The organism is Xylella taiwanensis, assembly GCF_013177435.1.
Classification (GTDB): Bacteria; Pseudomonadota; Gammaproteobacteria; order Xanthomonadales; family Xanthomonadaceae; genus Xylella; species Xylella taiwanensis.
In genome coordinates, this window is the sequence record NZ_CP053627.1 from 1,816,342 (window position 1) to 1,840,800 (window position 24,459).

A 24,459-nucleotide genomic window follows, 5' to 3' on the forward strand; every position below is an offset into this window, starting at 1 on the left:
ATCCTCGATCATCGGCTGCTTGACCTGGATTTCCTAAATAAGGCAATAGTTGGCTGGCTGTGTATTTTGATCCTAATGGAACAACACTCTTAGTTTTATCAAGAGGGACATGAGCGGACAGCGGAATGGTGACTCGCATAGCGACTCTCCTTAATAATATTAAAGAAGAAAATTGGCAGTGGCAGTAACTAATATCAGGCATTACCCATTGAATGCCTTGAAGATTCTGGTTCGTCGATAACCTTGCTACACTACCGCCACGAATAAAATATTCGTGGCGAAACTACAATTTAAGATTGCATCTGAGAATATTACTGATCAGCGCAAGCCGACGCCTATAGAGTCATCGGTAAATGCTCAATTTCATGCCATTGAATTACCTCAGTAACATAATGAGCCAATGCACTTGTGCTGACCCACTGATGCAACAGACAACGCAATAATAACTTGTATAAGAACTCTCTTTAACTTTTAAAACAACGTCTAGAATTAAACATGGTCAATATCGAATAGATCAATGATTGCAATTCATTAATAACATCATGACCGTGATGCTGCTGATACGAATCAACATTATTTGATATATTGATCACAAAAATGCGATTGATTATTTGAATATCTGCAATATAACGCTCTCAAACACAAATCAATCATGAAAAAACAATTCCATAACATTATATTGTGATCAAGCTATACCAACCTGCCCAATAAGGAAATAGCCGGATTTATTAGCATCCAAACTTGTTGGGAAACATAGAGCACCAGCACCACACCCGAACATCAAGCTCATTTGGTGTGCAATCCCTGCAATGGCTCCATTGCCTCGAATTTCTGACTGTATTCATCAGTGAGATTGCGCGCTTCCTTAGGATTACGCACGATTTCGGGAGTCAGCAAAACAATGATTTCTCGCCGGTTATTATTCTGCGCCTTAGCACCAAACAAGCCACCCACTACCGGCAACTTACTCAAGAATGGGACACCGTTGCTACCATCGCTAATACTATTGTCGATCAGGCCAGCGAGCATGATCGTATCGCCGCTCTGCACCGCCGCCTCGGTCTTAACCCTGCGTGTGTTGATCTGGACGTTGCACGCGGCACTGTTGATCAGCGTCGAGCTGGCCGAACTGCACGCCGCCGGCAGTGAACCAGGGGTGCTGACCTCCTGCACGATGTCTAAAAACACCATCCCGTCTTTGGTGACGCGCGGACGCACCTTCAGAATCACGCCGGTATCGATGTACTGCACTGACGAATAGGTGCTGTTATTACCAAGGCCCGTGTTGATCGAGGTGGAGTTGATTGGAATACGCGCGCCCACGTTGAGCGTGGCCTCAGCATTGTTACGCACGAATACCGAAGGTGTCTGTAGCAGACGTACCTTGGTGACCTGGTCCAATGCATTGATGATCGCCGCGGCGTTTTTTCCCAGAAACGTCCATGCCAACCCATTACTGGTCATTTTACCGGCGATATCCCCCCAAATCCGGCGCCCAGCAGCACTAGGTAGGCCCGCACCTACGCCAATACCAGTACCGTTAGCAGCCCCATTATCCGCCGCCCCACTTGCAGCGTTTACAGAATTCTCGAAAAACCAGTTCACGCCATAGCTGAGCTCGTTAGTAAGGTTGACCTCAGCCACCTGAGCTTCGATATGCACCTGCATCGGCATCACGTCGAGCTTCTCGATCACGTCGCGTATCGATTTCCAAGCTTGCGGCGTGGCACGGACCAGCAACGCATTAATCTCCTCCACCGCCGACACACCGACAGTATCCCCCTGCACCTGCAGGGTCACATTGCCATTGCCTTGGGTACGTGGCGACAACTGCAGCACGCTGCCGCCCGAACCGCCGTTAGCACCGGCAACGTCATTCCCCCCTGCGTTGCCGGGAACATTCGCGGAAGCAGAAAGGCTGCCGCTACCACCAGCACTTGCAGCGCTTGGTACACTACTGCCAAGGTTGACATCGCGATTGCCTCCACTTCCCAGGATGCCAAGCTGCGCACCTGGAGCCAGCGACACATTACTCTCTCCACGCCCGCTACCAGCCCCAAACACTTCCGCCAGGCGATTAGCCAAATCATTGGCTTTGATGTACTTCAACTCGTAAGAAAACAAGCTCACAGCGCCTCCGGCGCTGTCGATGCGATCCAACCATTTCTGAATCTGATCTAGATAGCTAGCCTGCGGGGTGATCACCAGAACAGCGTTAGCATTCTCCAGCGGCATAAAACGGAACATACCGGCGCTAGGCGTTTTACCGTTATCGCCAAACACTTTTTCCAAATCAGCAGCGACCTTCTCTGCCTTACCTGATTGAATTGGAAACACGCCCACCGACATACCAGACAACCAATCAACATCGAAAATTTCAACAGTGCGCAGATAGTTCTCCAGCTCAACACGGGTACCTGCAAGGGTAATCAGGTTGCGCGTTGTATCAATGCTGACAATCGCGTTAGGACGTGCATATGGATCAAGCACTTTTTTCATCTCGCTTGCCGAAATGTACTTCAGTGGTACCACCCGGACTCCAAAGCCACGCGTAGCCGCCGGCGGTGCAGTGCTCGGCGCAACCGCACCAGCCAGCGCTTGGTCGGCCTGGACAATGCTGTAACGACCGTTGTTATAAACCATCCGTGCGTTGTTCCAACCCAATACCATTTCCAAGAGACTCAGCGCCTGCGCCGGCGAGACAGGCTTAGGTGTGGCCAGAGTCACGGTCCCCTGCACGCCCGATGCAATAAAATAGTTTTGCCCAAGCATGTCACCAAGAATGGCTTTGACCACAGCGTGCAACGACTCTCCCTCGAAGTTAAAAGTGGCGCTACCATTGCCAGCCATACCCATTGAGGGTAGTGGAGTTGCAGCGACAGTTTTGTTAATGACTCTCCCATTACCACGACGAATCACTGGGCCCGGACCATTATCGTCAGGGGGTTGCTTAGCCGGCACCTCTTTGCCTCCGGGATGTTGATCCAGAACAGCATTGCGCCTAAGAAGCGGTGATGGGTGGGGAACACAAGCACCCAACAGGGCAGTCACTATCGAAACAGTTAACAGGCGCGAAATCATGCATTCACTCTTATGGGTGCTGGTCAGAAAGAACCGCCATCCTATTGCTTGTGTTGCTCTTGTTGTTGCTGGAGTTGACCTCGGCGCGCCTCAATACGCTCACGGATGGCACGTATCTGTGCCTCAATGGGCTGTGACATGTGCATCGTATTAGCTTGCGGCACTGTCACTGCAGCCGGTTGCTGCCCTCCCGGAACCCTGCCACTTTGTGAAGCAGACACACTAGGCTGTACTGAAGCTGCAGAGGAGGCCTCAGATGGGGCGGACGCAACATGATTCTCACCAGTCGTCGTCACGTTATTCCCAGGAAGATTGGATGTAGGCGTCACGTTATTCGCATTTCTACTGGACATCGGCGGTTGCCCACTCTGGCCGTTGAACAGTTTTAACTTCAACACGCGGGTACCGCTAGGGCCTTCAATCGTAGCACTACGTGGCTGCAAACCAACCAGACGCCACCCATTGACTGCATCTCCACCCAAACGTATCCGTACTGACTGGTTTTGCTCAGTGGTCAACGTTGCCATTTCAAAGTGAGGAGTGATCAGTACACCCGTCAAATGCACGTCGCTGTCAACACTGGTGTTTTCAGCTGCCACCAACAGGAACGGATGTGGTTGGCGGTCCTCGGCAAACACTGAACGTGCAGTAATCTCCCCATAGCGGGCGAATGGACCAAAGTGCTCGGCTACTAAAGCAGGCAATAGTGGCAAACGCTGCCGGATTAATTGCGGATCGTCCCGCAGTAGTTGTACGCGCCTTCCCATGCCTACCAGCGCCAGCATACAGATTAAGGCAGCCCAGCCCGCAACCGTGGCAAACAACCAAGTCCATATTGAAAAGGCATCAATCCGCATTACTGCTCCCTTGCGGCAACGAAGCGGGCTTCTGCTCACTGCCGGGACGTAGAAAACCAGCCAATTCGAAAGCTACATCCAGTCCATGACCACTCTCATTAGGTGAGAGCGGATAACGCTGCGCCATGACATTAAGATTGTTCACGAACAAACGTGGGCTGCCACTTTCCAAGCTATACAACACTAACGCCAGCTCCGGTGTGCCGCAGCGCAGACGTACCTGCACCGCCACGCGCACAAAACGGTCGTGCGTATCCGGCTGCATTGGCGAGCGGTTGATAATGACACAGCTGCGGTTACCCGGGCTGGCATCGTTCACGACCCCCTCCAGTCGCTGCACCAAACCAGCCGAAGCAAGCTCAGCCGATGGCTCGGGCAGGAAACCCGGACGCGACTGCAATACCATCTGAATACGACGCAATTGCTCGTCCACCTTCGGGCCCTGTTGCAGCTGCGAACGCACCTTCAATTCGCGGTCACGCAGCGCCTGGATCTGTTGCTGTATGATCAACATCGGTCGAGTAAACCAAGGATGGACCAGCAACATGTAGAGCACAGACAACATTAGAAACAGCAGACCAAGCGCCCACCAACGATCGGGATTAACGTTGTGCATGGCCATCAGCAGCCTCCTTCATCGGAACCACGCCAGTCAATTCTGCGGTGATGACGAAACGGTCTACACTGCTTCCCACATTACTCTGCAGCACACTGGTCAATGAGGGCGTGCGCCATAATCTGCAACCTTCCAGGCGACGCACCAACGAGGATGCCTCATTACTCATGCCCATCAGATGCAATTGTCCGTCCTCAATCGCAAATTTTTCCAAATAGGTGCCGTTCGGCAGGCGTCGGCTCAATTCGTCCCAGATTTCGATTGCTCTCGGGCGCGCAGCGCGGCGTTCATCAAGGAAGCGCATACCGTCAACCAGCGCGATCAACTGCTGACGTTCAGCCGCAACGCGCCGTGCACTGGCGGTATGAGTCTGCACATGCATGTGCAGCTCCTCAGCCACACGAATGCGATTATTCAACAACAGTGCCCCGGCAGTAGCAGTCCACAACAGCGCAACTGCGACCAAAACCAGATTCCAACGTCGCATCGGGTCAAGGAACCGCCGCCGCTGCACGGGCGGCAACAAATTCACATCCAACGGTTGGCCCTGGACATCAGCCACATCGATACCCGCCAGAGTGACGCCCCATTCCGTAGGCACACCGTCAGGACCGTCAACCAAACGCCGTGGCACCACAACCAACTCCGTTTCCAATTGAGCATCGTCATGCTTTTGCAATAGACGCACATCGTAATAGACCTGCTCGGCGTGGAAAGGCGTTTGACGATCGATCTCGAAGCGCACCACGTCATGCAGACGCTGCGCCGCCGCGACAGGTAAACGCAACGATCGACGCAGCGCACTGGCCGCAGGCAGCAACCAGTGCCGCGGTAGTATCTTCAACTTCGGTAATAACACCCCGGTCAGTTCCTGAGGGGTGATCGGCCACGGCACCTGTACCAGCGGTTCAAGTACATCGCCAGACTGACGTACCAAGTGCAAGCCATCTGCCTGTAGAGAAAGCAGGAGACGCTCTGGCACCAGCCCCATCTGCACACGGCAGCGCACTGGCAACCAAGCCAACAGCGACTGCCGCCACCATTGCCAGAATCCATCAACGCCGGGGGCAATATTTACCCCGAACCACCTCAGACTCCCCCACCATGTGCTCATTGCCATACCACTCTCTCTTTCCAACGCAAAATGGTGTAGGTCATTACCGGTATGCGAACACTACCCATACGGAAGACCGCGCTTAACATGGCTTCGCGTCCCTGAACCAAGCGTACCTTGCTCTCAATACTATAGGTGCCACTGCCCGTCTGTTTGCTCGCATCTGATGCAAAAAACTGCTGACGCTGGGCCAGCACCGGTGCTGGCGCACAACGTACATCTGGCTTCAAGTTCCCACTGTAGATGGTGACGTTAGGCAGCATCCGCCGATACAGATCCGTATCCATCTCTCACACCAAACGCAATTGATACTCTACGAAAGGATTGTCCTTCGCTCCATCGCAACAAAATCTGAATACGGCACAATTGCTCGGCCACCTTCAGGCCCTGTTGCAGCTGCGAACGCACTATCAATTCACGGTCACGCAGCACCTGAAACAGCAACCCCTTTTATCGGACTCACCCCAATCTAATTCTGCGGTGATGACGAAACGGTTCACACTGCTTCCCACATTACTCTGCAGCACACTGGTCAATGACGGCGTGCGTCATAAAAGAAAGCAGTAGACGCTCTGACACCAGCCCCATCTGCACACCACAGCGCACTAATAACCAAGCCACCAACGACTGCCGCCACCATTGCCAGAATCCAGCAACGCCGGGGGGTAATATTCACACCGAACCACCTCAGACTGCCCCACCATGTGCTCATTGCAATGCCACTCCCTCTTCCCAACGCAAAATGGTGTAGGTCATTCCCGGTATGCGAGCACTGCCCATGCGGACGACTGCGCGTAACATGGCTCCGCGTCCCTGAGCCAATCGTACCTTGCTCTCAATACTGTAGGTGCCACTGCCCTTCTGTTTGCTCGCATCTGACGCAAAAAACTGCTGACGCTGGGCCAGCACCGCCCCAACGTCCTGCCCCAATGCGGTCAGCACCGGGGCAGGCGCACAACGTACATCTGGCTTCAAGTTCCCACTGTAGATGGTGACGTTAGGCAACATCCGCCGATACAGATCCGTATCCATACCTAATACCAAACGCAATTCACCGATGCTCTCGAAAGGACTGTCCTTCGCTCCATAGGGCAGACCAGCCGCAGCATAATCTGGATCTTCAGCACCACCAGGCGACACCAAGTGATCGGTATCGCGCCAATCAATGATTGCTCCAGCCAGCCGCGCAGCACGCTCAACGTCAACACCCAATGCACGAATCAAAGCGGTTAACAGTTGCAGATCAGCAACGTTCAAATCGACCTTACCGCTCTCATCACTCATCCGCATCTGCAGCGTGGCATCGGCGTAACGCCAATCGTAGGAGCGTCCATCAAGGATCCAAGGCACCTGGGTCGGATTGCTGCCCTGCAGCCGAGACACCGCGTATTCCAGCCCGGCGCGTGCGACTTCCTGGGCCTGCGCACCACTCACCAGAACCGAACCCTGCAGGTGTTCGATCCGGGCTGAGAGTGCGAACACACCAATCATGGCCGTCAACAGCGCTACCAGCCATAACACCACGATCAATGCAGCGCCGCGAGCGCGCATCACTAGTTCACTCCCTCGGCTCCAGACTGCATCAGCGCCACAACCAGTGTTGGCCACAACGCAATATCATCTTTGATCTGCACAGCAACTAAAACTGGCAATTGATCCGGAGATGGCCAAGTAGACAGCCAAGGGCCAAGTTGATGACGCTCCTGATCCCAACCGCGATAGCGGAAATGCACTTCGTGCAGGCCATCAACAAGCAGTTCCGGCGGCAAGGACACATCATCCTGAACAGTCTTAGCGGGTTGCAACATGGTCAGTGCGATACGCAGTTGGCGCTGCGCCCCACTCTCGGCCACATTAATATCGTGTAAGTAAGGACCACCACGGCCGAGATAATCCGGTACATCAGCGACAAAACGCATCCGCTGCGCCTCCCCCATGAACAACAACGGCACCTGCCGCTCCTTATCTTCCGCCATCGCCAACGGTAATGCGCTCATCAAACGCCGCCGCAAAAACAACTCCACTGCCCGCATACGCTCGTTGCGGGAAGCGAGCGCCTCATTGCGTCGGCTCACTATGCTGACCGAGTGCAACGTAACAAAAGCCAACGTAAGACCGCTCGCCAGTAGTACTGTCGCCAAAAGCACTTCAATCAGGCTGAAACCACGCATCCGCCTCATGGTTCGTCCCCACGGGATTGCAGACGCACAAAACGCAATGTCCGCCACTGCAAAGATTGATCAGGACCATCGCCCCAGCGCACTGAAAGGATCAATTCCAGCAATCGGGCACCATCAGATGAAGGTGGTGAATTGTCATAGGGTCGAGTCTCTAACATCCAACGAAAACGGCCGTTTTCAAACTCGCCCTCCTGGTGTTGTAAACGCAGCGGCACAGCGATCCCTTGTTGGGCGAGCAACGACTGCGCGTACAACGTCGCATGCGAGGCCAAATCAGCACGATGCACCTGGCGGGTTGCACTTGTCAGTGTGCCGAGCAGGAAGCTCAGCGCCAACGCGAGAATCGCAAACGCCAGGATCACTTCCAGCAAACTGTAACCACGCTGACACTTCATAATGCTGCAGACGTTCGCAGCGGACCGGAACGCACCTCGCCTGTGATCCAGCCCACATCAATACGCCAATACGCCCCCTTGATCTCCAGATCGATACGTCCACCGCTGGAAGCACCATCGTCGAAGAACTGAATCACGCCCTCGCCCGATGGCGTTTGCAACTGGTGCGCACCAATGAAACGAATCTGCAATTCACCAGGCAGTTCGCCGCGATGGCCATTCGGTGCCTGCCATCGCCGTCGCTGTGGATCGATCGTAAAGCGCTGCGCGGTCCCCGTAGCCAACGCCAGGGTACGTGTATAACGCAGCTGCGCAGCGAGTTGCTTGCCACTGCTGCGCAGCTGAACACCGTCCATGCCACCCGCCAACACCGCAACAGCAAGCACACTGATCAGCGCGATCAAACCAATCACCAGTAGCATTTCCAACAATGAAACACCATGTGCATACATCGCCGCACATCGAGACTGCTGACAACGCAATGGAACAGAGCGAGACAACATGCCGCTTATTCGTACTTGATGTCGGCATCGTAGCTAGATCCTCCAGGTTTACCATCCTTGCCCAGGCTGATTAGATCAAATGGCCGACCCTCACCAGGCACATGGTACTGAATCGCATGCCCCCAGGGATCGTTCAATTCAGCAGGTTTAGCATAGGGACCGAGCCAATTGCTCACACCACCAGGGGGAATCACTAAATCGTTCAACCCGCCTGGCAACTTACCCGTGTCGAGCTGATAGTTCTCAATTTTTCCCGCCAAGGTTTGAATCTGCGACTTGACCAGATTGGCCTTGCCACGATCAGCACCACCAAGCACACGACTGCCAACAAATGCGATCACCCCACCGATCAATACAATGACGATGATGATCTCCAGCAGACTCATACCAGCTTGGCGCATCTGCGCTGGACTACACGTGATAGAGCGTCGGTTTACCATCGCTGCAACCTCAAGAAAGATAATAAGAAATAGATGCAGAACGCACCCGTATCATGTTAAGAAACGGAGCTGATTGGCAGTCAAGGTACTCGCCAACAAACAATGACAGAACATCCAAGGTACGAAACAACGCAACGCACGTGAAGCACACACTCAGCGTCATATCAGCCAATTGAATTGGTCAGGTCGTACAACGGCACCAGGACCGACAGAATCACCACAGCGATGATCATCGCCATCACCAGCGTAATGGCTGGCACCAGCGCGGCGAGCAAGCGATCAATCATCACCGTGGTCTCCTGCTCAAAGGCGCTTGCCGCCTTGAGCAGCATCGTATCCAGTGTACCGGACTCCTCACCAACCTGGATCATCTGCACCGCCAAGCGTGGGAAACGCTTACCACGCGCCAACGCTCCTGCCAATCCCAGCCCGTTTTTCACATCTTCAGCAACGATACCGAGATCATCAACCAACGCCGCATTAGACAACACGTTGCGGGAAATCCCCAACGCACTTAGCAAAGGCACACCGTTACGCAGCAACGTGCCCAATGTACGTGCCAACCGAGCAGTCTCCAACTTGGCAATGAGCGTACCCAATAGACGTTGACGCAGTAACCACGTATCGAACCTCGCACGGAATGCAACATCCCGTCGCTTACGCTCAACAAGAATCACCCCTGTGCAAATCGCCACTAACAGTAAGAACCACCAAGCACCAATGAAGTGGCCCAATCCCAAGACCCCCCGTGTAAACCACGGTAGCACCACATCTAAACTCTCATACATCGCACCAAATTGCGGGACAACATAGCCAAGTAGAAAGGCAAGCGCGCCGCCAACCACAAAAATCAGGATCACTGGGTAAATCAACGCATTGATCACTTTGGCACGCACCACCTGATTGCGCTCCAGATAGTCAGCCAGCCGCTGCAGGGTCTCGTGCATATTGCCGCCACTCTCACCAGCGCGTGCCATCGTCACATACAATCTCGAAAACACACCATGCTGGCGTTCCAGTGCAATGGACAACGGAGTACCGCCACGCACGATGTCGTAAATGTCGCCAATAATACGGCGGCTTTTCTCATTATCCGGAAGATCGGTCAAGATCGAGAGCGCACGATCCAGGGGCTGACCAGCGCCAAGCAACGTCGCCAACTGTTGAGTAAAGTGGATCAGGCCGAGACCAGAGAACGGCTTCTCACTCAGCAGATTACGCAATAACGGTCTTCCCACCTCCCCGGTAGACAAACGCGTCTCAACAGGCAAATGTCCCTGTTCCTGCAGCCACGCAGCCACCTCGGCTTCGCTGACTGCTTCCATCTGGCCTTCCAAGACATCACCACGCACGTCCAGCGCCTTATAGCGATACAACGGCATGCGTTATACCTCAACGTCCACTGGCAACCACACCTTCAACCTTCCTCCGTCACGCGTAACACTTCCTCAATCGTGGTCTCACCACACAGGGCTTTGATCAGACCGTCCTCGTACATGGTACGCATGCCTGCCTGACGCGCGATCTCCTCTAACTCGCCTATACCAGCGCGGCGTATCACCGCGCGGCGCAGCGTGTCATCCATGATCAGAAATTCGACAATCGCCGTGCGACCCAGATACCCTGTTGGCGCCAGTGTTGAGGTGCGCGGCCGGTACAGATAAATATCGCCCTCTGGCTGTAGACGGCGCAAATCGAAACGCGCGATCTGTTCTGGCGAGGCAAGGTAACGCTCAGCATGCGTAGGCTCCAAGCGACGCACCAGACGCTGGGCCAAAACACCATTGATGGTGGAAGTCAACAAGTAATCCTCCACACCCATGTCAAGCAATCGGGTAAGACCGCCGGCAGCATTATTAGTGTGCAAGGTAGACAGGACCAAGTGACCAGTCAACGCAGACTGGATCGCAATGCGCGCAGTTTCCAGATCTCGCATTTCACCAATCATGATGATGTCTGGGTCCTGGCGCACAATGCTGCGTAATGCGCCAGCAAAGTCCAGGCCGATCTGCGGTTTGGCCTGGATCTGATTGATGCCTTCGATCTGGTATTCAACCGGGTCCTCAACCGTAATAATCTTGACGCCCGTGGTATTGAGGCGATTTAACACGGTATACAGTGTGGTGGTCTTGCCAGATCCAGTCGGACCAGTGACCAACAAGATGCCATGAGGCATCTCTAGCACACGACGAAATTTGGTGAATAACTCGTCGGCAAAACCAAGCTTCTGAAAATCGAATACCACCGTCTCACGGTCGAGCAGGCGCATGACCACGCTCTCACCATGTGCAGTCGGGACGACACTCACTCGGAGATCCAGCTCTTTGCCCTGAACACGCAACATGATTCGCCCATCCTGGGGTAAGCGGCGTTCGGCAATGTTAAGTTTAGCCATGATCTTCACACGCGAAATCACCGCAGCAGCCAGCTTGGATGGCGGACTCTCCGCATCAATCAACACGCCATCGACGCGATAGCGCACCTTCAGCCGATTCTCGAATGGTTCGATGTGGATATCGGAAGCACGCAGTTCGACCGCGCGCTGGATCACCAAGTTCACCAGCCGAATCACCGGTGCTTCAGAGGCAAGATCGCGCAAAGTCTCGATATCATCTGCGGGCGCAGCATCGCCATCAGTAGCCTCCACAATCATTCCCATGACGCTACGGCCCTGGCCATACCAGCGCTCGACCAAGTCGTCAATTTCGGAACGTAGACCGATGCACAGTTGCAATGATGCCCCCGTGGCAAGGCGCAGCGCCTCGATCGCGTACGTATTAAATGGATCGGCGACGCACAGTTCCAGCACGCCACCATGCTCAGCAAGTGGGCATAGATGGAACTGTTTGAGAAAGCGAATGGACAGTGCCTGTACTTCCGTCGAGAGATCCGGTGGCGTATCGGGCAATTGTCGTACCTCAATCAACAACAAGCCCATCACCGCGGCACACACTTCAGCGTGATCGCGTTCAGAAACCAAGCCAAGACGACCAAGTAAAGGCAACAATCCAACACCAGATTCAGCCTGCAATTGACGTGCGCGGTACAGATCGCTGTCTTTCAAGCAGCGACGCTGCAACAACGCATCAATGATGGATGCCTCCACACTCACATTTTCGACAGCAACCTGCATCAATGTATTCACGCAACTCTAAAAATGTGTCGTCGTTATCTCGACGCATCACGACATCATAAAAAAAACGGCTTATTCATATCTTTAAGAATAATAAACACCAATAAATGATGAGTATTACTCATACAGAATCATATCGTCCCTGGCATCGCCATGCTCTTGCGGTACCAACCGACTCCATCCCGAGAGCGGAAAATTCAGGCCCCAGTGATTACCGCAAAAAACGGCCCTTGCGCCAATGACATTACAAACCCAATAAGACAATTGGACTCGGAAAGTGAACCAACAATACAGAAAAAACGCGGGCAGCACAGTCGCTGCCCGCGCATACACATCACCAGCCAAAACCCGCGCCAACACCCACCGAGGTATCACTGCTACTGAACGCGCCACCAATAGTGAAATTACTATTGTCACTGAACGCATGCTGGTAACCAATCGACAGTGCTGACTGACCATTCTGGAAACCAACACCAGCACCAAGCCTATTTGGGGTACGGATTCCAGCGGCACTGGTCGCCATGTTCAACATCGCTGCACTCATCGCTCCCTGCCGATTGATCCGACGATCCTGCCGGCGCATCTGCCAATTCAAATCACCACGCAAGCTCTGGAAACTATCGTTCAACGCCGAGATACGCGCGTCTGTGTAGCTATTGGCCGCCGAGATACCACTATCCAATTGCGCTTTATTCACTCCGTCGGTTGGCAACGTCGCTGCGGCCATCGTGACGATCTGCCGCGCATTGCCCACGCTGCCCATCGAACTCAGCTGCACCTCATCACTACTCTGGGTGTTATTCTCCGAAGCCGCGGGGGTTACACCATTTCCTTTCGACAACGTCAGTGCATTGGTACCAGCACTCGAATCAGACACTGTAGCACCAGAAGCAACTTTATTATTTCTAGCAACCACCGCACTAGAAGTTAATGCCGCTGTGGAAACACTGGCCGTGCCCGCAGAAGCACTCCCCGCAACACTGTGATTAACATCACCACGCCCAGCAACACGATTATCCAGATCGGTGACCTTACCATCCAGCGCCTTTAACGCCGCACCCACAGTACTGTAACTACTCCCCTGTATTTGATAGGCCGGCGCAATCAACATCCCTTGCGCCCCCACCGCCGCACCACCACCCAAAATACTTGCCACGCTACTTATGGCTTGGAAGAACTGCCCGCCATTCACCGCCTCAGTGCTCCCCAACGATACATTGCCGGGACTGAGATTAACAATACGGCGTGTCGCCGGACCACCGAGGCCGTTACCGCTACCAAGCGAGAGCACCTCGGCTTCATAAGTACGCGAACCGTGACCCAACGAGATGGAATCTTTTCCCGACACACCGGCATCGGTACCCAGGGCAACACCGTACTCACCACTCTGACGAACGAAACTGTTGAAACCCACTGCCACGCTGCGATCACCGAGAGTATTGGTCTGGCGCCCAACTGCCGTACTGCTGATCCCTGTGGCACGACTATCCACACCCAACGCAGTGGTACCAAAAGCGTTAGCCCTGGAACGGGCTCCCACTGCAACACTTCTGCTACCAATGGCCTGCGCATCGGAACCAATCGCAGCACTGTCCTCACCAACCGCACTCGCCGCACCGTTTCCAGTGATTTGGCTCAAACGGTTGATGTTCTTCACCGATGACACGACGTCATTTACCGTTGACGCCACACTATCCAACTGTGACTTGTTGACTGCATCCTTACTGCTAACAGCATCGCCCACATTCACGATGCGCCGCACCACCGGACCAGACCCTTCACCACCACTCCCCACAGAAACCACCTCGGAATCGGTAGCAACCGAACCAGAACCCAGCGCAACCGAATTGACACCTAATACGCTGCTGTTGCTTCCAAGGGCTACACCGTTAAGTGCACTCTGCCCAACAAAACTGTTGTAACCCAACGACGCACTGTTTTCGCTTATAGCACTGCTTTGCAGTCCCAGCGCTGTACTGTTCATACCAAAAGCATGACTATCCACACCCAGCGCAGTGGTACCAACAACGTTAGCCCTGGAACGGGCTCCCACTGCAACACTGCTATCAACGGCCTGCGCATCGGAACCAATCGCAACACTGTCCTGAGTACCAGCACTCGCCGCACCGTTTCCAGTGATTTGGCTCAAACGGTTGATGTTCTTCACCGATGACGCGACGTCATTTACCGTTGACGCCACACCATTCACTGATGACACCACACTATCCAACTGTGACTTGTTGACTGCATCCTTACTGCTAACAGCATCGCCCACATTCACGATGCGCCGCACCGCCGGACCAGACCCTTCACCACCACTCCCCACAGAAACCACCTCGGAATCGGTAGCAACCGAACCAGAACCCAGCGCAACCGAATTGACACCTAATACGCTGCTGTTGCTTCCAAGGGCTACACCGTTAAGTGCACTCTGCCCAACAAAACTGTTGTAACCCAACGACGCACTGTTTTCGCTTATAGCACTGCTTTGCAGTCCCAGCGCTGTACTGTTCATACCAAAAGCATGACTATCCACACCCAGCGCAGTGGTACCAACAACGTTAGCCCTGGAACGGGCTCCCACTGCAACACTGCTATCAACGGCCTGCGCATCGGAACCAATCGCAACACTGTCCTGAGTACCAGCACTCGCCGCACCGTTTCCAGTGATTTGGCTCAAACGGTTGATGTTCTTCACCGATGACGCGACGTCATTTACCGTTGACGCCACACCATTCACTGATGACACCACACTATCCAACTGTGACTTGTTGACTGCATCCTTACTGCTAACAGCATCGCCCACATTCACGATGCGCCGCACCACCGGACCAGACCCTTCACCACCACTCCCCACAGAAACCACCTCGGAATCGGTAGCAACCGAACCAGAACCCAGCGCAACCGAATTGACACCTAATACGCTGCTGTTGCTTCCAAGGGCTACACCGTTAAGTGCACTCTGCCCAACAAAACTGTTGTAACCCAACGACGCACTGTTTTCGCTTATAGCACTGCTTTGCAGTCCCAGCGCTGTACTGTTCATACCAAAAGCATGACTATCCACACCCAGCGCAGTGGTACCAACAACGTTAGCCCTGGAACGGGCTCCCACTGCAACACTGCTATCAACGGCCTGCGCATCGGAACCAATCGCAACACTGTCCTGAGTACCAGCACTCGCCGCACCGTTTCCAGTGATTTGGCTCAAACGGTTGATGTTCTTCACCGATGACGCGACGTCATTTACCGTTGACGCCACACCATTCACTGATGACGCCACACTATCCAACTGTGACTTGTTGACTGCATCCTTACTGCTAACAGCATCGCCCACATTCACGATGCGCCGCACCGCCGGACCAATCGGGCTATCACCACTCCCCACAGAAACCACCTCGGGATCGGTAGCAACCGAACCAGAACCCAGCGCAACCGAGTTGACTCCATTTAGTAATACGAGGCTATTGCTCCCTAGAGCTACACCGTTAAGTGCATTCTGCCCAACAAAACTGTTGTAACCCACAGACACGCCGCGTTCGGCTATGACACCGCTTCCAAGCCCCAGCGCTATACTGTCGATCCCCAGCGCATCGCTATTAAAACCTAATGAAGTAGAACCAACAGCCTTAGCCCTGGAATGTGCTCCCACTGCAACACTGCTATCAACGGCCTGCGCATCGGAACCAATCGCAACACTGTCCTGAGTACCAGCACTCGCCGCACCGTTTCCAGTGATTTGGCTCAAACGGTTGATGTTCTTCACCGATGACGCGACGTCATTTACCGTTGACGCCACACCATTCACTGATGACGCCACACTATCCAACTGTGACTTGTTGACTGCATCCTTACTGCTAACAGCATCGCCCACATTCACGATGCGCCGCACCACCGGACCAGACCCATCAGCACCACTCCCCACAGAAACCACCTCGGAATCGGTAGCAACCGAACCAGAACCCAGCGCAACCGAATTGACACCTAATACGCTGCTGTTGCTTCCAAGGGCTACACCGTTAAGTGCACTCTGCCCAACAAAACTGTTGTAACCCAACGACGCACTGTTTTCGCTTATAGCACTGCTTTGCAGTCCCAGCGCTGTACTGTTCATACCAAAAGCATGACTATCCACACCCAGCGCAGTGGTACCAACAACGTTAGCCCTGGAACGGGCTCCCACTGCAACACTGCTATCAACGGCCTGCGCATCGGAACCAATCGCAACACTGTCCTGAGTACCAGCACTCGCCGCACCGTTTCCAGTGATTTGGCTCAAACGGTTGATGTTCTTCACCGATGACGCGACGTCATTTACCGTTGACGCCACACCATTCACTGATGACGCCACACTATCCAACTGTGACTTGTTGACTGCATCCTTACTGCTAACAGCATCGCCCACATTCACGATGCGCCGCACCACCGGACCAGACCCATCAGCACCACTCCCCACAGAAACCACCTCGGAATCGGTAGCAACCGAACCAGAACCCAGCGCAACCGAATTGACACCTAATACGCTGCTGTTGCTTCCAAGGGCTACACCGTTAAGTGCACTCTGCCCAACAAAACTGTTGTAACCCAACGACGCACTGTTTTCGCTTATAGCACTGCTTTGCAGTCCCAGCGCTGTACTGTTCATACCAAAAGCATGACTATCCACACCCAGCGCAGTGGTACCAACAACGTTAGCCCTGGAACGGGCTCCCACTGCAACACTGCTATCAACGGCCTGCGCATCGGAACCAATCGCAACACTGTCCTGAGTACCAGCACTCGCCGCACCGTTTCCAGTGATTTGGCTCAAACGGTTGATGTTCTTCACCGATGACGCGACGTCATTTACCGTTGACGCCACACCATTCACTGATGACGCCACACTATCCAACTGTGACTTGTTGACTGCATCCTTACTGCTAACAGCATCGCCCACATTCACGATGCGCCGCACCACCGGACCAGACCCATCAGCACCACTCCCCACAGAAACCACCTCGGAATCGGTAGCAACCGAACCAGAACCCAGCGCAACCGAATTGACACCTAATACGCTGCTGTTGCTTCCAAGGGCTACACCGTTAAGTGCACTCTGCCCAACAAAACTGTTGTAACCCAACGACGCACTGTTTTCGCTTATAGCACTGCTTTGCAGTCCCAGCGCTGTACTGTTCATACCAAAAGCATGACTATCCACACCCAGCGCAGTGGTACCAACAACGTTAGCCCTGGAACGGGCTCCCACTGCAACACTGCTATCAACGGCCTGCGCATCGGAACCAATCGCAACACTGTCCTGAGTACCAGCACTCGCCGCACCGTTTCCAGTGATTTGGCTCAAACGGTTGATGTTCTTCACCGATGACGCGACGTCATTTACCGTTGACGCCACACCATTCACTGATGACACCACACTATCCAACTGTGACTTGTTGACTGCATCCTTACTGCTAACAGCATCGCCCACATTCACGATGCGCCGCACCACCGGACCAGACCCTTCACCACCACTCCCCACAGAAACCACCTCGGAATCGGTAGCAACCGAACCAGAACCCAGCGCAACCGAATTGACACCTAATACGCTGCTGTTGCTTCCAAGGGCTACACCGTTAAGTGCACTCTGCCCAACAAAACTGTTGTAACCCAACGACGCACTGTTTTCGCTTATAGCACTGCTTTGCAGTCCCAGCGCTGTACTGTTCATACCAAAAGCATGACTATCCACACCCAGCGCAGTGGTACCAACAACGTTAGCCCTGGAACGGGCTCCCACTGCAACACTGCTATCAACGGCCTGCGCATCGGAACCAATCGCAACACTGTCCTGAGTACCAGCACTCGCCGCACCGTTTCCAGTGATTTGGCTCAAACGGTTGATGTTCTTCACCGATGACGCGACGTCATTTACCGTTGACGCCACACCATTCACTGATGACGCCACACTATCCAACTGTGACTTGTTGACTGCATCCTTACTGCTAACAGCATCGCCCACATTCACGATGCGCCGCACCGCCGGACCAATCGGGCTATCACCACTCCCCACAGAAACCACCTCGGGATCGGTAGCAACCGAACCAGAACCCAGCGCAACCGAGTTGACACCTAATACGCTGCTGTTGCTTCCAAGGGCTACACCGTTAAGTGCACTCTGCCCAACAAAACTGTTGTAACCAAGCGCTATAGCGTTCAGCGCCAAAGCCTTAGAGGAGTAACCAACCGCAACGCTGTTAGTACCGTAAGCCGTGGCTTTCCAACCTACCGGAGTACGGGTCAAGAAGTCCCAGAAACCGTCCGCAGACCCTCTAAAAACATCTTTGGCAACAACATTAAAAACGTTATCAGCCTTACTACTAACACCAAGTGATACGCCTTGCTGCACATTAGCCACTATGGTGTTACCCCCAGTGACCATCGCAACGCCTTCAACGGATTTGGCCTGTGCGACGCTTGCGAGCACAAGACCAATTGCCAGCACTAAGCCACGGCTTTGTTTGGCTGAACGACATAAAACAACATCACTCCGACCTCTATTAGTCAACTCCGAGTCTACACTCCACGGACCCAACAAGGGGTTCCAGAACTTATTGTAAATCTGATTCTTTTTCATTGACTGCTACTCCTGGTAAATAGCCACGGAATGTTTTTTTATCCTGGAAAAAACACATATTGACCATGATGAAATGCACAAAAACGGCAATCACTCAAGCTTCCTAACTCACGGTCACAACAAAACAACGAAACGACTCACACTGTTTGCTTCAACATCTGTAATAGACGATACCTAACCTTCTCGCGTATTAGCTAACACCTACCAATGAATAAAAACAATTTCTTTAAATTATTTTTTTAGATATTGAGATTGATATCACCTAATATCGAAAAGAATTAATATTGAGATTCGTATCACTTTAATATTGATAACAATCAATATTCGAACAACTGAAGGTGATTTTTTCGACATGCTCACGCAATACAACATGACAAGCAACCCGAAAATCAATGTCACCAAGATTAATTACAAAACCTCCCCGCTCCCAGGATCCGCAATCACACTCTCCAATCAATTTGATATGCAAATGCGGCCAACATAGCCCATTGCGGGGATTCACTTTGAAGCGGCTTTGCTTTCAGGATTAACCCCTCATTCCTTCAACATGGCAAAAATTACTAACCATCGTCGCAGTTCTGTACAAATAGCGTGCTGTCTCCAGATCTATCCCGAGGTCTTACCACTGCTCCCCTTTACACTAGCCCAACCTGAATTCAGCCGCTCAATCGCACTGCTGTTTCATACTTAAGAGTTAAGAACGATTTCCGTATGGGCAGGGATGAATACGCTGCTCGTTCTTATGACCACTTATCGGAACGTTCGATATATGGCAATCTCACACCAGCGAAGCTGGATAACCTCGCCCGTAACCGTTACAGAAAAAATCACAGATCACTCAGACTACAGCCAATTTCAGCGCAATCTCACCGACCCTAAATCTCAACCAGACAGACTGGTCACCCACACGATTGCCAAAGGAACTGTCACAATAGCCAGAAACGTGCTTACCATGACAGAACAAGCCGCTTTCTCAGGATATACATTCAGATTGTTTGCAATCACAACCGTATTGGCAGCCATAGGTGTCGCTAACATCGTGACAATGACTGCAAGTGTTTCGATAGAAACAGGAGTTATAAAGTAGAAAACAAATATTCCAACAACAGGATAGATCACATGTTTCCAAGCAAGAGCAGCCATTAAAAACTCCCAGTCAATCCGGATCTTTTGGTAAGACGCCAGCGTAACTCCTATCATCATCATTCCAAAAACACTATAAGCTCCTTTAAAGTTGGACATGGCAGATAGCAATGTTGCTCCCACATCAATTTGCAACTTCTTAAAGATTATTCCAAGGATAATGGCATAAAGTATGGGAAGCCGAATCATCCTTTTCAAACTCTCTGTTGTTTTGAATGCTCCCTTTGCGGTGATGAAATATCCAACGGTAAATTCATAGATATTGACACCAATGATGATAAAGACCGCAATAGCAATTTGTCGCTCATTAAAGAGTGCAAAAGCAAGAGGCAATGCAAAATACCCTGTATTACCTGTCCCTGCTGCAAATGAAAAAAGATTGACTCTGCCATCTTTCCATATCATTCGCGCCAGGCAGTATGCAAGCAAAGCAGCGGTGGATGCTGTCAGCAATGCGACCAATGAATATCTAAAATATGTCCAATCCGCAGGAGATTGTAATATAGAAAGGAAGATCACAAATGGCGATATGACATAGATCAACAGGGACGATATATCTCTTGAACTTAATTTCAGAATATATCCAGCACCCCACCCAAGTGCAGCGGTAAATATTAAGAAAAATACCCTTATAAACACTTCGACAATCATTGATCACCCTAAAATCATCATGACTGATTCAATTGAAAAACTGTCCCAGACGGAAAAACATAGGAACCATAACATCGTTGCAACCAGCGTTCCCCCTTGATTTCTCCACGCCCATGCATACAACGCAGGTTACTGAAGATAACGATGTCTGCAGGTTTCCACCGTTTGACGATCGAAACACACTGCAACGCACTACGTAGTGAATTCAATGCATTGGATGCGAGCGGAGTGATTCCATGGGAATGATGCAATGCCGCTTTGACTTCATACATACCATCCACTTTATCCAATACGGATGATCGACGCTTGGACACTTGGACATGGAAGGTTTCTGGAGGGAGGTGATAATAATCATCACACATTAATGCATCGATCTCTTCTGTCCTCAGTAATTGCAATGCTTCTTGCAGAGAAGCAAGCCGTGTGCCCGTCTCTGATGTATCTACTAAACAAAGCAAAGATAAAGTATGAGGACGGATATGGCGTTCAAGATATGCGCCATCGGTATGAAAGTCAAAACTGATAACACCATTGCTAGAAACGCTTGTTTTGTTTCCTGAAATCGGGGCAATGTCATGCACCAAGGCCCCACGTTTTTCTTCCTGATAGGAGAAAGGATTCAAACCGAGCGCGTATGTGACTCCAAGTAAGCACAGTTCCGAAATATGGCTTTTATCAGGATGGGGGAAACCATCAGAGGGTGGCGCTGGGATTGTTCTGTCAATTGGCACATTGGATATTTCGATATAACCTTTCTCAGAATTTATTTCATTCCTCATAAAATCAATATCTGGAAGGTATTTTTTCGCAATGTTGGCACTTCTCTGGATACTGTCTTTATTCATTACTCCGTTAACTGCAATGTCCATCAAGTCTTCAATCCAGTGTTTCAATGTAGAAAAAGGTATTTCCACCATTTACTTTCCTTTATAGATCCCCTAAAAACTTAGAAAATACTATCACAATGTTATATAAATCAAAGTATGTATGAGTTGCTGTGCCAACGTATTTATAGCAGTCAAGCACGCCCAAACTCACCACATTTTGATCACCGATGTCGATCCCAATTTGAGTCATTCATGCCATCCATAACATAACAACGCACCGTTTACGCATGGAGATAAATGAAACCAGACACGGAGCGATTTAGCCTTACCGAGATGAAGCAGTCATTGCAAAAAATCGGTTTAAAAAAGTTTTTTATCACTGTGACTCCTTAAGGCAATAGAGACACTTGCAATAGAATATCCCCACGCCTATTAGCAATCGGCGAACATTTTCGCAAAGCACCAGGCGTGGCAATCAGCAGAAAAGCAGCGTGCGCAGATTTAAGCATGTATGAAATGTGTGTTTTAAGTCATGAAATGGAACTGCTATTTCAGGGCTATCGCTGTCGCCGTCTTCATTTTCTATATTTCTTGAGCGATGCCGTTATGGGAACGAGCACCGATAATAAGCAGCCCGCCTCGCTCCAGAGTCCAGTCAATGCAATCACCGATAGCCCTGCTTGCCGCCGCCACTGAACGCATTGAGCGAGTCGATGCAGAAGCATTGCTGTTGCACGTACTCGACTGCAATCGGGCTTGGCTGTTCACGCATGGGCACGCATCACTGGGAGCTGCATCCACTAAAACATTTCAAGCCCTCGTGGAGCAACGTGCTAACGGCATCCCTGTGGCTTACCTGATTGGCCGGCGTGGATTTTGGACGCTTGATTTAGTGGTGTCGCCGGCAACTCTGATTCCTCGTGCAGAAACAGAAACTTTGGTCGAACAGGCACTGGAGCGGCTCGACCGTGCTCCAAACCGATGCGTGGCAGACCTGGGTACCGGTAGCGGTGCAATTGCGCTGGCCATCGCTTCCGAACGCCCACAGGCGCATGTGTTAGCAAGCGATACCAGTGCAGCCGCACTCACCGTTGCCGCAACCAATGCCGCCGCACATGGACTGAATAACGTGGTCTTTCGCCTAGGCGACTGGTATGCGCCGCTCATTGGGGAACGCTTCGACCTGATTGTCAGCAATCCACCATACATCGCCGCCACTGATCCACACTTAACACAGGGGGACCTACGCTTCGAACCGCAATCGGCATTGGTCTCTGGTGCCGACGGACTGGACGCACTGCGCACACTCGCCGCAGGCGCGCCAGCACACCTGCGACCAGGCGGCTGGTTACTGCTAGAGCACGGATGGGAACAAGGTGCCACCATGCGAGTATTGCTACGTGCAGCGGGACTAGTGACAGTGACAACCTTACAAGATCTGGAGGCACGTGACCGTATCACCGTGGGGCGCTCTCCATATTCCTAAGACGGCAATAGCACGCACGCACACTCGAATCGATACAATGCACGCCATTTTCAAGCCGACGCTCAGTCCGGCTGCCCCCACCCCCCCCCGAGAACCTCCCGTGCCAATCCAAGATGAACAGGTCCGCCATTATCCGTTCCTCAGTGAAATGTACGCGGACCCTTATTTCCCGAACGGTCTGGTTGACCGCGCACGCGGAATTCTCATAAGGTTGTGCGAACAGATCGAGGCACAACGTCCAGCAGACTTGGACGGGCTGTATGTGCTCACTCACGAAGCCACCGAAGAATTTAACGCGCTAACCCTGGTATTCGAACAACATGGTAGTGCGATTGAAACCGTAGCGCGCAACTGCATCGCCGCTGACTTCGCTTTCATCGCCAAGGCCTACGGTTACCAAGCAGAAACCGAGGCAATGATCGAAAACAGTGATTGGTAATGCATCCCCTAAATTTCCTAACCAGATATCGTCTATGCGTACGCTGTACCCTGAGGTAAGCCCTTTCGAGCACGGCATGTTGTGTGTCGACGACCGTCACATGCTCTACTACGAGCAGTGCGGCAATCCGCATGGCAAGCCAGTGGTGATCCTTCATGGTGGCCCTGGCAGCGGCTGCAATACCAAAATGCGGCGTTTCCATGATCCAAGCAAATATCGCATCGTCCTGTTCGACCAACGCGGTGCCGGACGTTCGACGCCACATGCCAACCTAGTCAACAACACCACCTGGGATCTGGTCGCCGACATCGAGAAACTACGCATCGCATTAGGGATTACGCGTTGGCAAGTGTTCGGAGGCAGTTGGGGATCAACTCTGGCGCTGGCTTACGCCCAAACCCATCCTGAGCAAACGACAGAACTGGTGTTGCGCGGCATCTTCATGCTGCGCCGCTGGGAACTGGAATGGTTCTATCAAGAGGGAGCCAGTCGTCTGTTTCCAGACGCCTGGGAACGCTACCTTGCAGCGATCCCGCCCGTGGAACGCCACGACTTGATCTCGGCCTTCCATCGCCGTCTGACCAGTAGCGATGAAGCCGTGCGCTTGGCTGCAGCTCAGGCATGGAGCCTCTGGGAAGGGGCAACCAGCTTTTTATACATGGACCACGATTTCATTGCCAGCCACGAAAATCCGCACTTTGCACTGGCATTCGCCAGGATTGAGAACCACTATTTTGTGAATGGCGGCTTTTTTGAGGTCGAAGACCAATTGTTACGCGATGCACACCGCATTGCCAACATTCCGGGTGTCATCGTGCATGGTCGCTACGACGTCGTCTGCCCCCTTCAGAATGCATGGGACCTGCACAAAGCTTGGCCGAAAGCCAGTTTGAAGATCACTCCAGCTGCAGGTCATTCCGCATTTGAACCTGAAAATATCGACGCATTGGTATGCGCGACCGACTACTTCGTCTGAGATCG

At 52.3% G+C, this 24,459-nt stretch carries 19 protein-coding genes; 3 read left to right on the forward strand and 16 right to left on the reverse strand.

The features are described 5' to 3' along the window. Positions 1-786: 786 nt before the first annotated feature. The 16 genes from gspD to PLS229_RS07905 form a co-directional block, all read right to left on the reverse strand. Positions 787-3,081, reverse strand: coding sequence for a type II secretion system secretin GspD (gene gspD, locus PLS229_RS07830; protein ID WP_038272922.1), 2,295 nt, complete (start codon positions 3,079-3,081; stop codon positions 787-789). Positions 3,082-3,122: 41 nt separating this feature from the next. Continuing rightward, positions 3,123-3,938, reverse strand: a complete 816-nt coding sequence (locus PLS229_RS07835; RefSeq protein WP_038272921.1) for a hypothetical protein — start codon at positions 3,936-3,938, stop codon at positions 3,123-3,125. Then, positions 3,928-4,560: a type II secretion system protein GspM gene (gspM, locus tag PLS229_RS07840; RefSeq protein ID WP_038272918.1), complete on the reverse strand. Its 633-nt coding sequence runs from the start codon at positions 4,558-4,560 to the stop codon at positions 3,928-3,930. Before gspM ends, PLS229_RS07835 begins: the two co-directional genes overlap by 11 nt. Then, positions 4,541-5,668 (reverse strand): PilN domain-containing protein, encoded by a 1,128-nt coding sequence (locus PLS229_RS07845; RefSeq protein ID WP_038272917.1) that lies wholly within the window; start codon positions 5,666-5,668, stop codon positions 4,541-4,543. Before PLS229_RS07845 ends, gspM begins: the two co-directional genes overlap by 20 nt. Beyond that, positions 5,665-5,955 carry a general secretion pathway protein GspK gene (locus tag PLS229_RS07850; RefSeq protein ID WP_114867163.1) on the reverse strand — a complete coding sequence of 97 codons (291 nt, stop codon included), beginning with the start codon at positions 5,953-5,955 and terminating at the stop codon, positions 5,665-5,667. Before PLS229_RS07850 ends, PLS229_RS07845 begins: the two co-directional genes overlap by 4 nt. Before the next feature lie 245 nt (positions 5,956-6,200). Beyond that, entirely contained in the window at positions 6,201-6,344 is a 144-nt protein-coding gene (locus PLS229_RS07855; protein ID WP_230428226.1) for a hypothetical protein, read from the reverse strand. A gap of 32 nt (positions 6,345-6,376) precedes the next feature. Then, positions 6,377-7,222: a type II secretion system minor pseudopilin gene (locus PLS229_RS07860; protein ID WP_038272913.1), complete on the reverse strand. Its 846-nt coding sequence runs from the start codon at positions 7,220-7,222 to the stop codon at positions 6,377-6,379. Then, positions 7,222-7,848, reverse strand: coding sequence for a type II secretion system protein J (locus tag PLS229_RS07865; RefSeq protein WP_038272911.1), 627 nt, complete (start codon positions 7,846-7,848; stop codon positions 7,222-7,224). The genes PLS229_RS07860 and PLS229_RS07865 overlap by 1 nt, the downstream gene beginning before the upstream one ends. Then, positions 7,845-8,243, reverse strand: coding sequence for a type II secretion system protein XpsI (gene xpsI, locus PLS229_RS07870; protein ID WP_038272909.1), 399 nt, complete (start codon positions 8,241-8,243; stop codon positions 7,845-7,847). The genes PLS229_RS07865 and xpsI overlap by 4 nt, the downstream gene beginning before the upstream one ends. Continuing rightward, on the reverse strand, positions 8,240-8,746 hold the full coding sequence (gene xpsH, locus PLS229_RS07875) for a type II secretion system protein XpsH (RefSeq protein WP_038272907.1): 507 nt from the start codon (positions 8,744-8,746) through the stop codon (positions 8,240-8,242). Before xpsH ends, xpsI begins: the two co-directional genes overlap by 4 nt. Positions 8,747-8,751: 5 nt before the next feature. Then, a complete protein-coding gene (gene gspG / locus PLS229_RS07880; protein ID WP_038272904.1) occupies positions 8,752-9,186 on the reverse strand; it encodes a type II secretion system major pseudopilin GspG in 435 nt (144 codons plus the stop codon). Between the two features lie 164 nt (positions 9,187-9,350). Then, positions 9,351-10,568 carry a type II secretion system protein XpsF gene (gene xpsF / locus PLS229_RS07885; protein ID WP_038272902.1) on the reverse strand — a complete coding sequence of 406 codons (1,218 nt, stop codon included), beginning with the start codon at positions 10,566-10,568 and terminating at the stop codon, positions 9,351-9,353. A 35-nt stretch (positions 10,569-10,603) separates the two neighbouring features. Beyond that, on the reverse strand, positions 10,604-12,319 hold the full coding sequence (gspE, locus tag PLS229_RS07890) for a type II secretion system ATPase GspE (protein WP_038272901.1): 1,716 nt from the start codon (positions 12,317-12,319) through the stop codon (positions 10,604-10,606). A gap of 334 nt (positions 12,320-12,653) precedes the next feature. Then, positions 12,654-18,932, reverse strand: coding sequence for a YadA-like family protein (locus PLS229_RS07895; protein ID WP_114867165.1), 6,279 nt, complete (start codon positions 18,930-18,932; stop codon positions 12,654-12,656). A gap of 882 nt (positions 18,933-19,814) precedes the next feature. Then, a complete protein-coding gene (locus tag PLS229_RS07900) occupies positions 19,815-20,726 on the reverse strand; it encodes an AEC family transporter (protein WP_038273112.1) in 912 nt (303 codons plus the stop codon). A 17-nt stretch (positions 20,727-20,743) separates the two neighbouring features. Next, positions 20,744-21,643, reverse strand: coding sequence for a TauD/TfdA family dioxygenase (locus tag PLS229_RS07905; RefSeq protein ID WP_230428227.1), 900 nt, complete (start codon positions 21,641-21,643; stop codon positions 20,744-20,746). A gap of 568 nt (positions 21,644-22,211) precedes the next feature. On the opposite strand from PLS229_RS07905, the gene prmC reads away from it, so the two are divergent. The 3 genes from prmC to pip all read left to right on the forward strand — a co-directional run bounded on the left by prmC (position 22,212) and on the right by pip (position 24,454). Then, positions 22,212-23,039, forward strand: coding sequence for a peptide chain release factor N(5)-glutamine methyltransferase (prmC, locus tag PLS229_RS07910; RefSeq protein WP_038273117.1), 828 nt, complete (start codon positions 22,212-22,214; stop codon positions 23,037-23,039). Between the two features lie 100 nt (positions 23,040-23,139). Next, the gene (locus PLS229_RS07915; protein WP_038271972.1) at positions 23,140-23,478 is read left to right on the forward strand and encodes a DUF5713 family protein; all 339 of its coding nucleotides are present in this window, start codon (positions 23,140-23,142) and stop codon (positions 23,476-23,478) included. Positions 23,479-23,512: 34 nt separating this feature from the next. Then, positions 23,513-24,454 carry a prolyl aminopeptidase gene (pip, locus tag PLS229_RS07920; protein WP_038271970.1) on the forward strand — a complete coding sequence of 314 codons (942 nt, stop codon included), beginning with the start codon at positions 23,513-23,515 and terminating at the stop codon, positions 24,452-24,454. Positions 24,455-24,459: the final 5 nt, after the last annotated feature.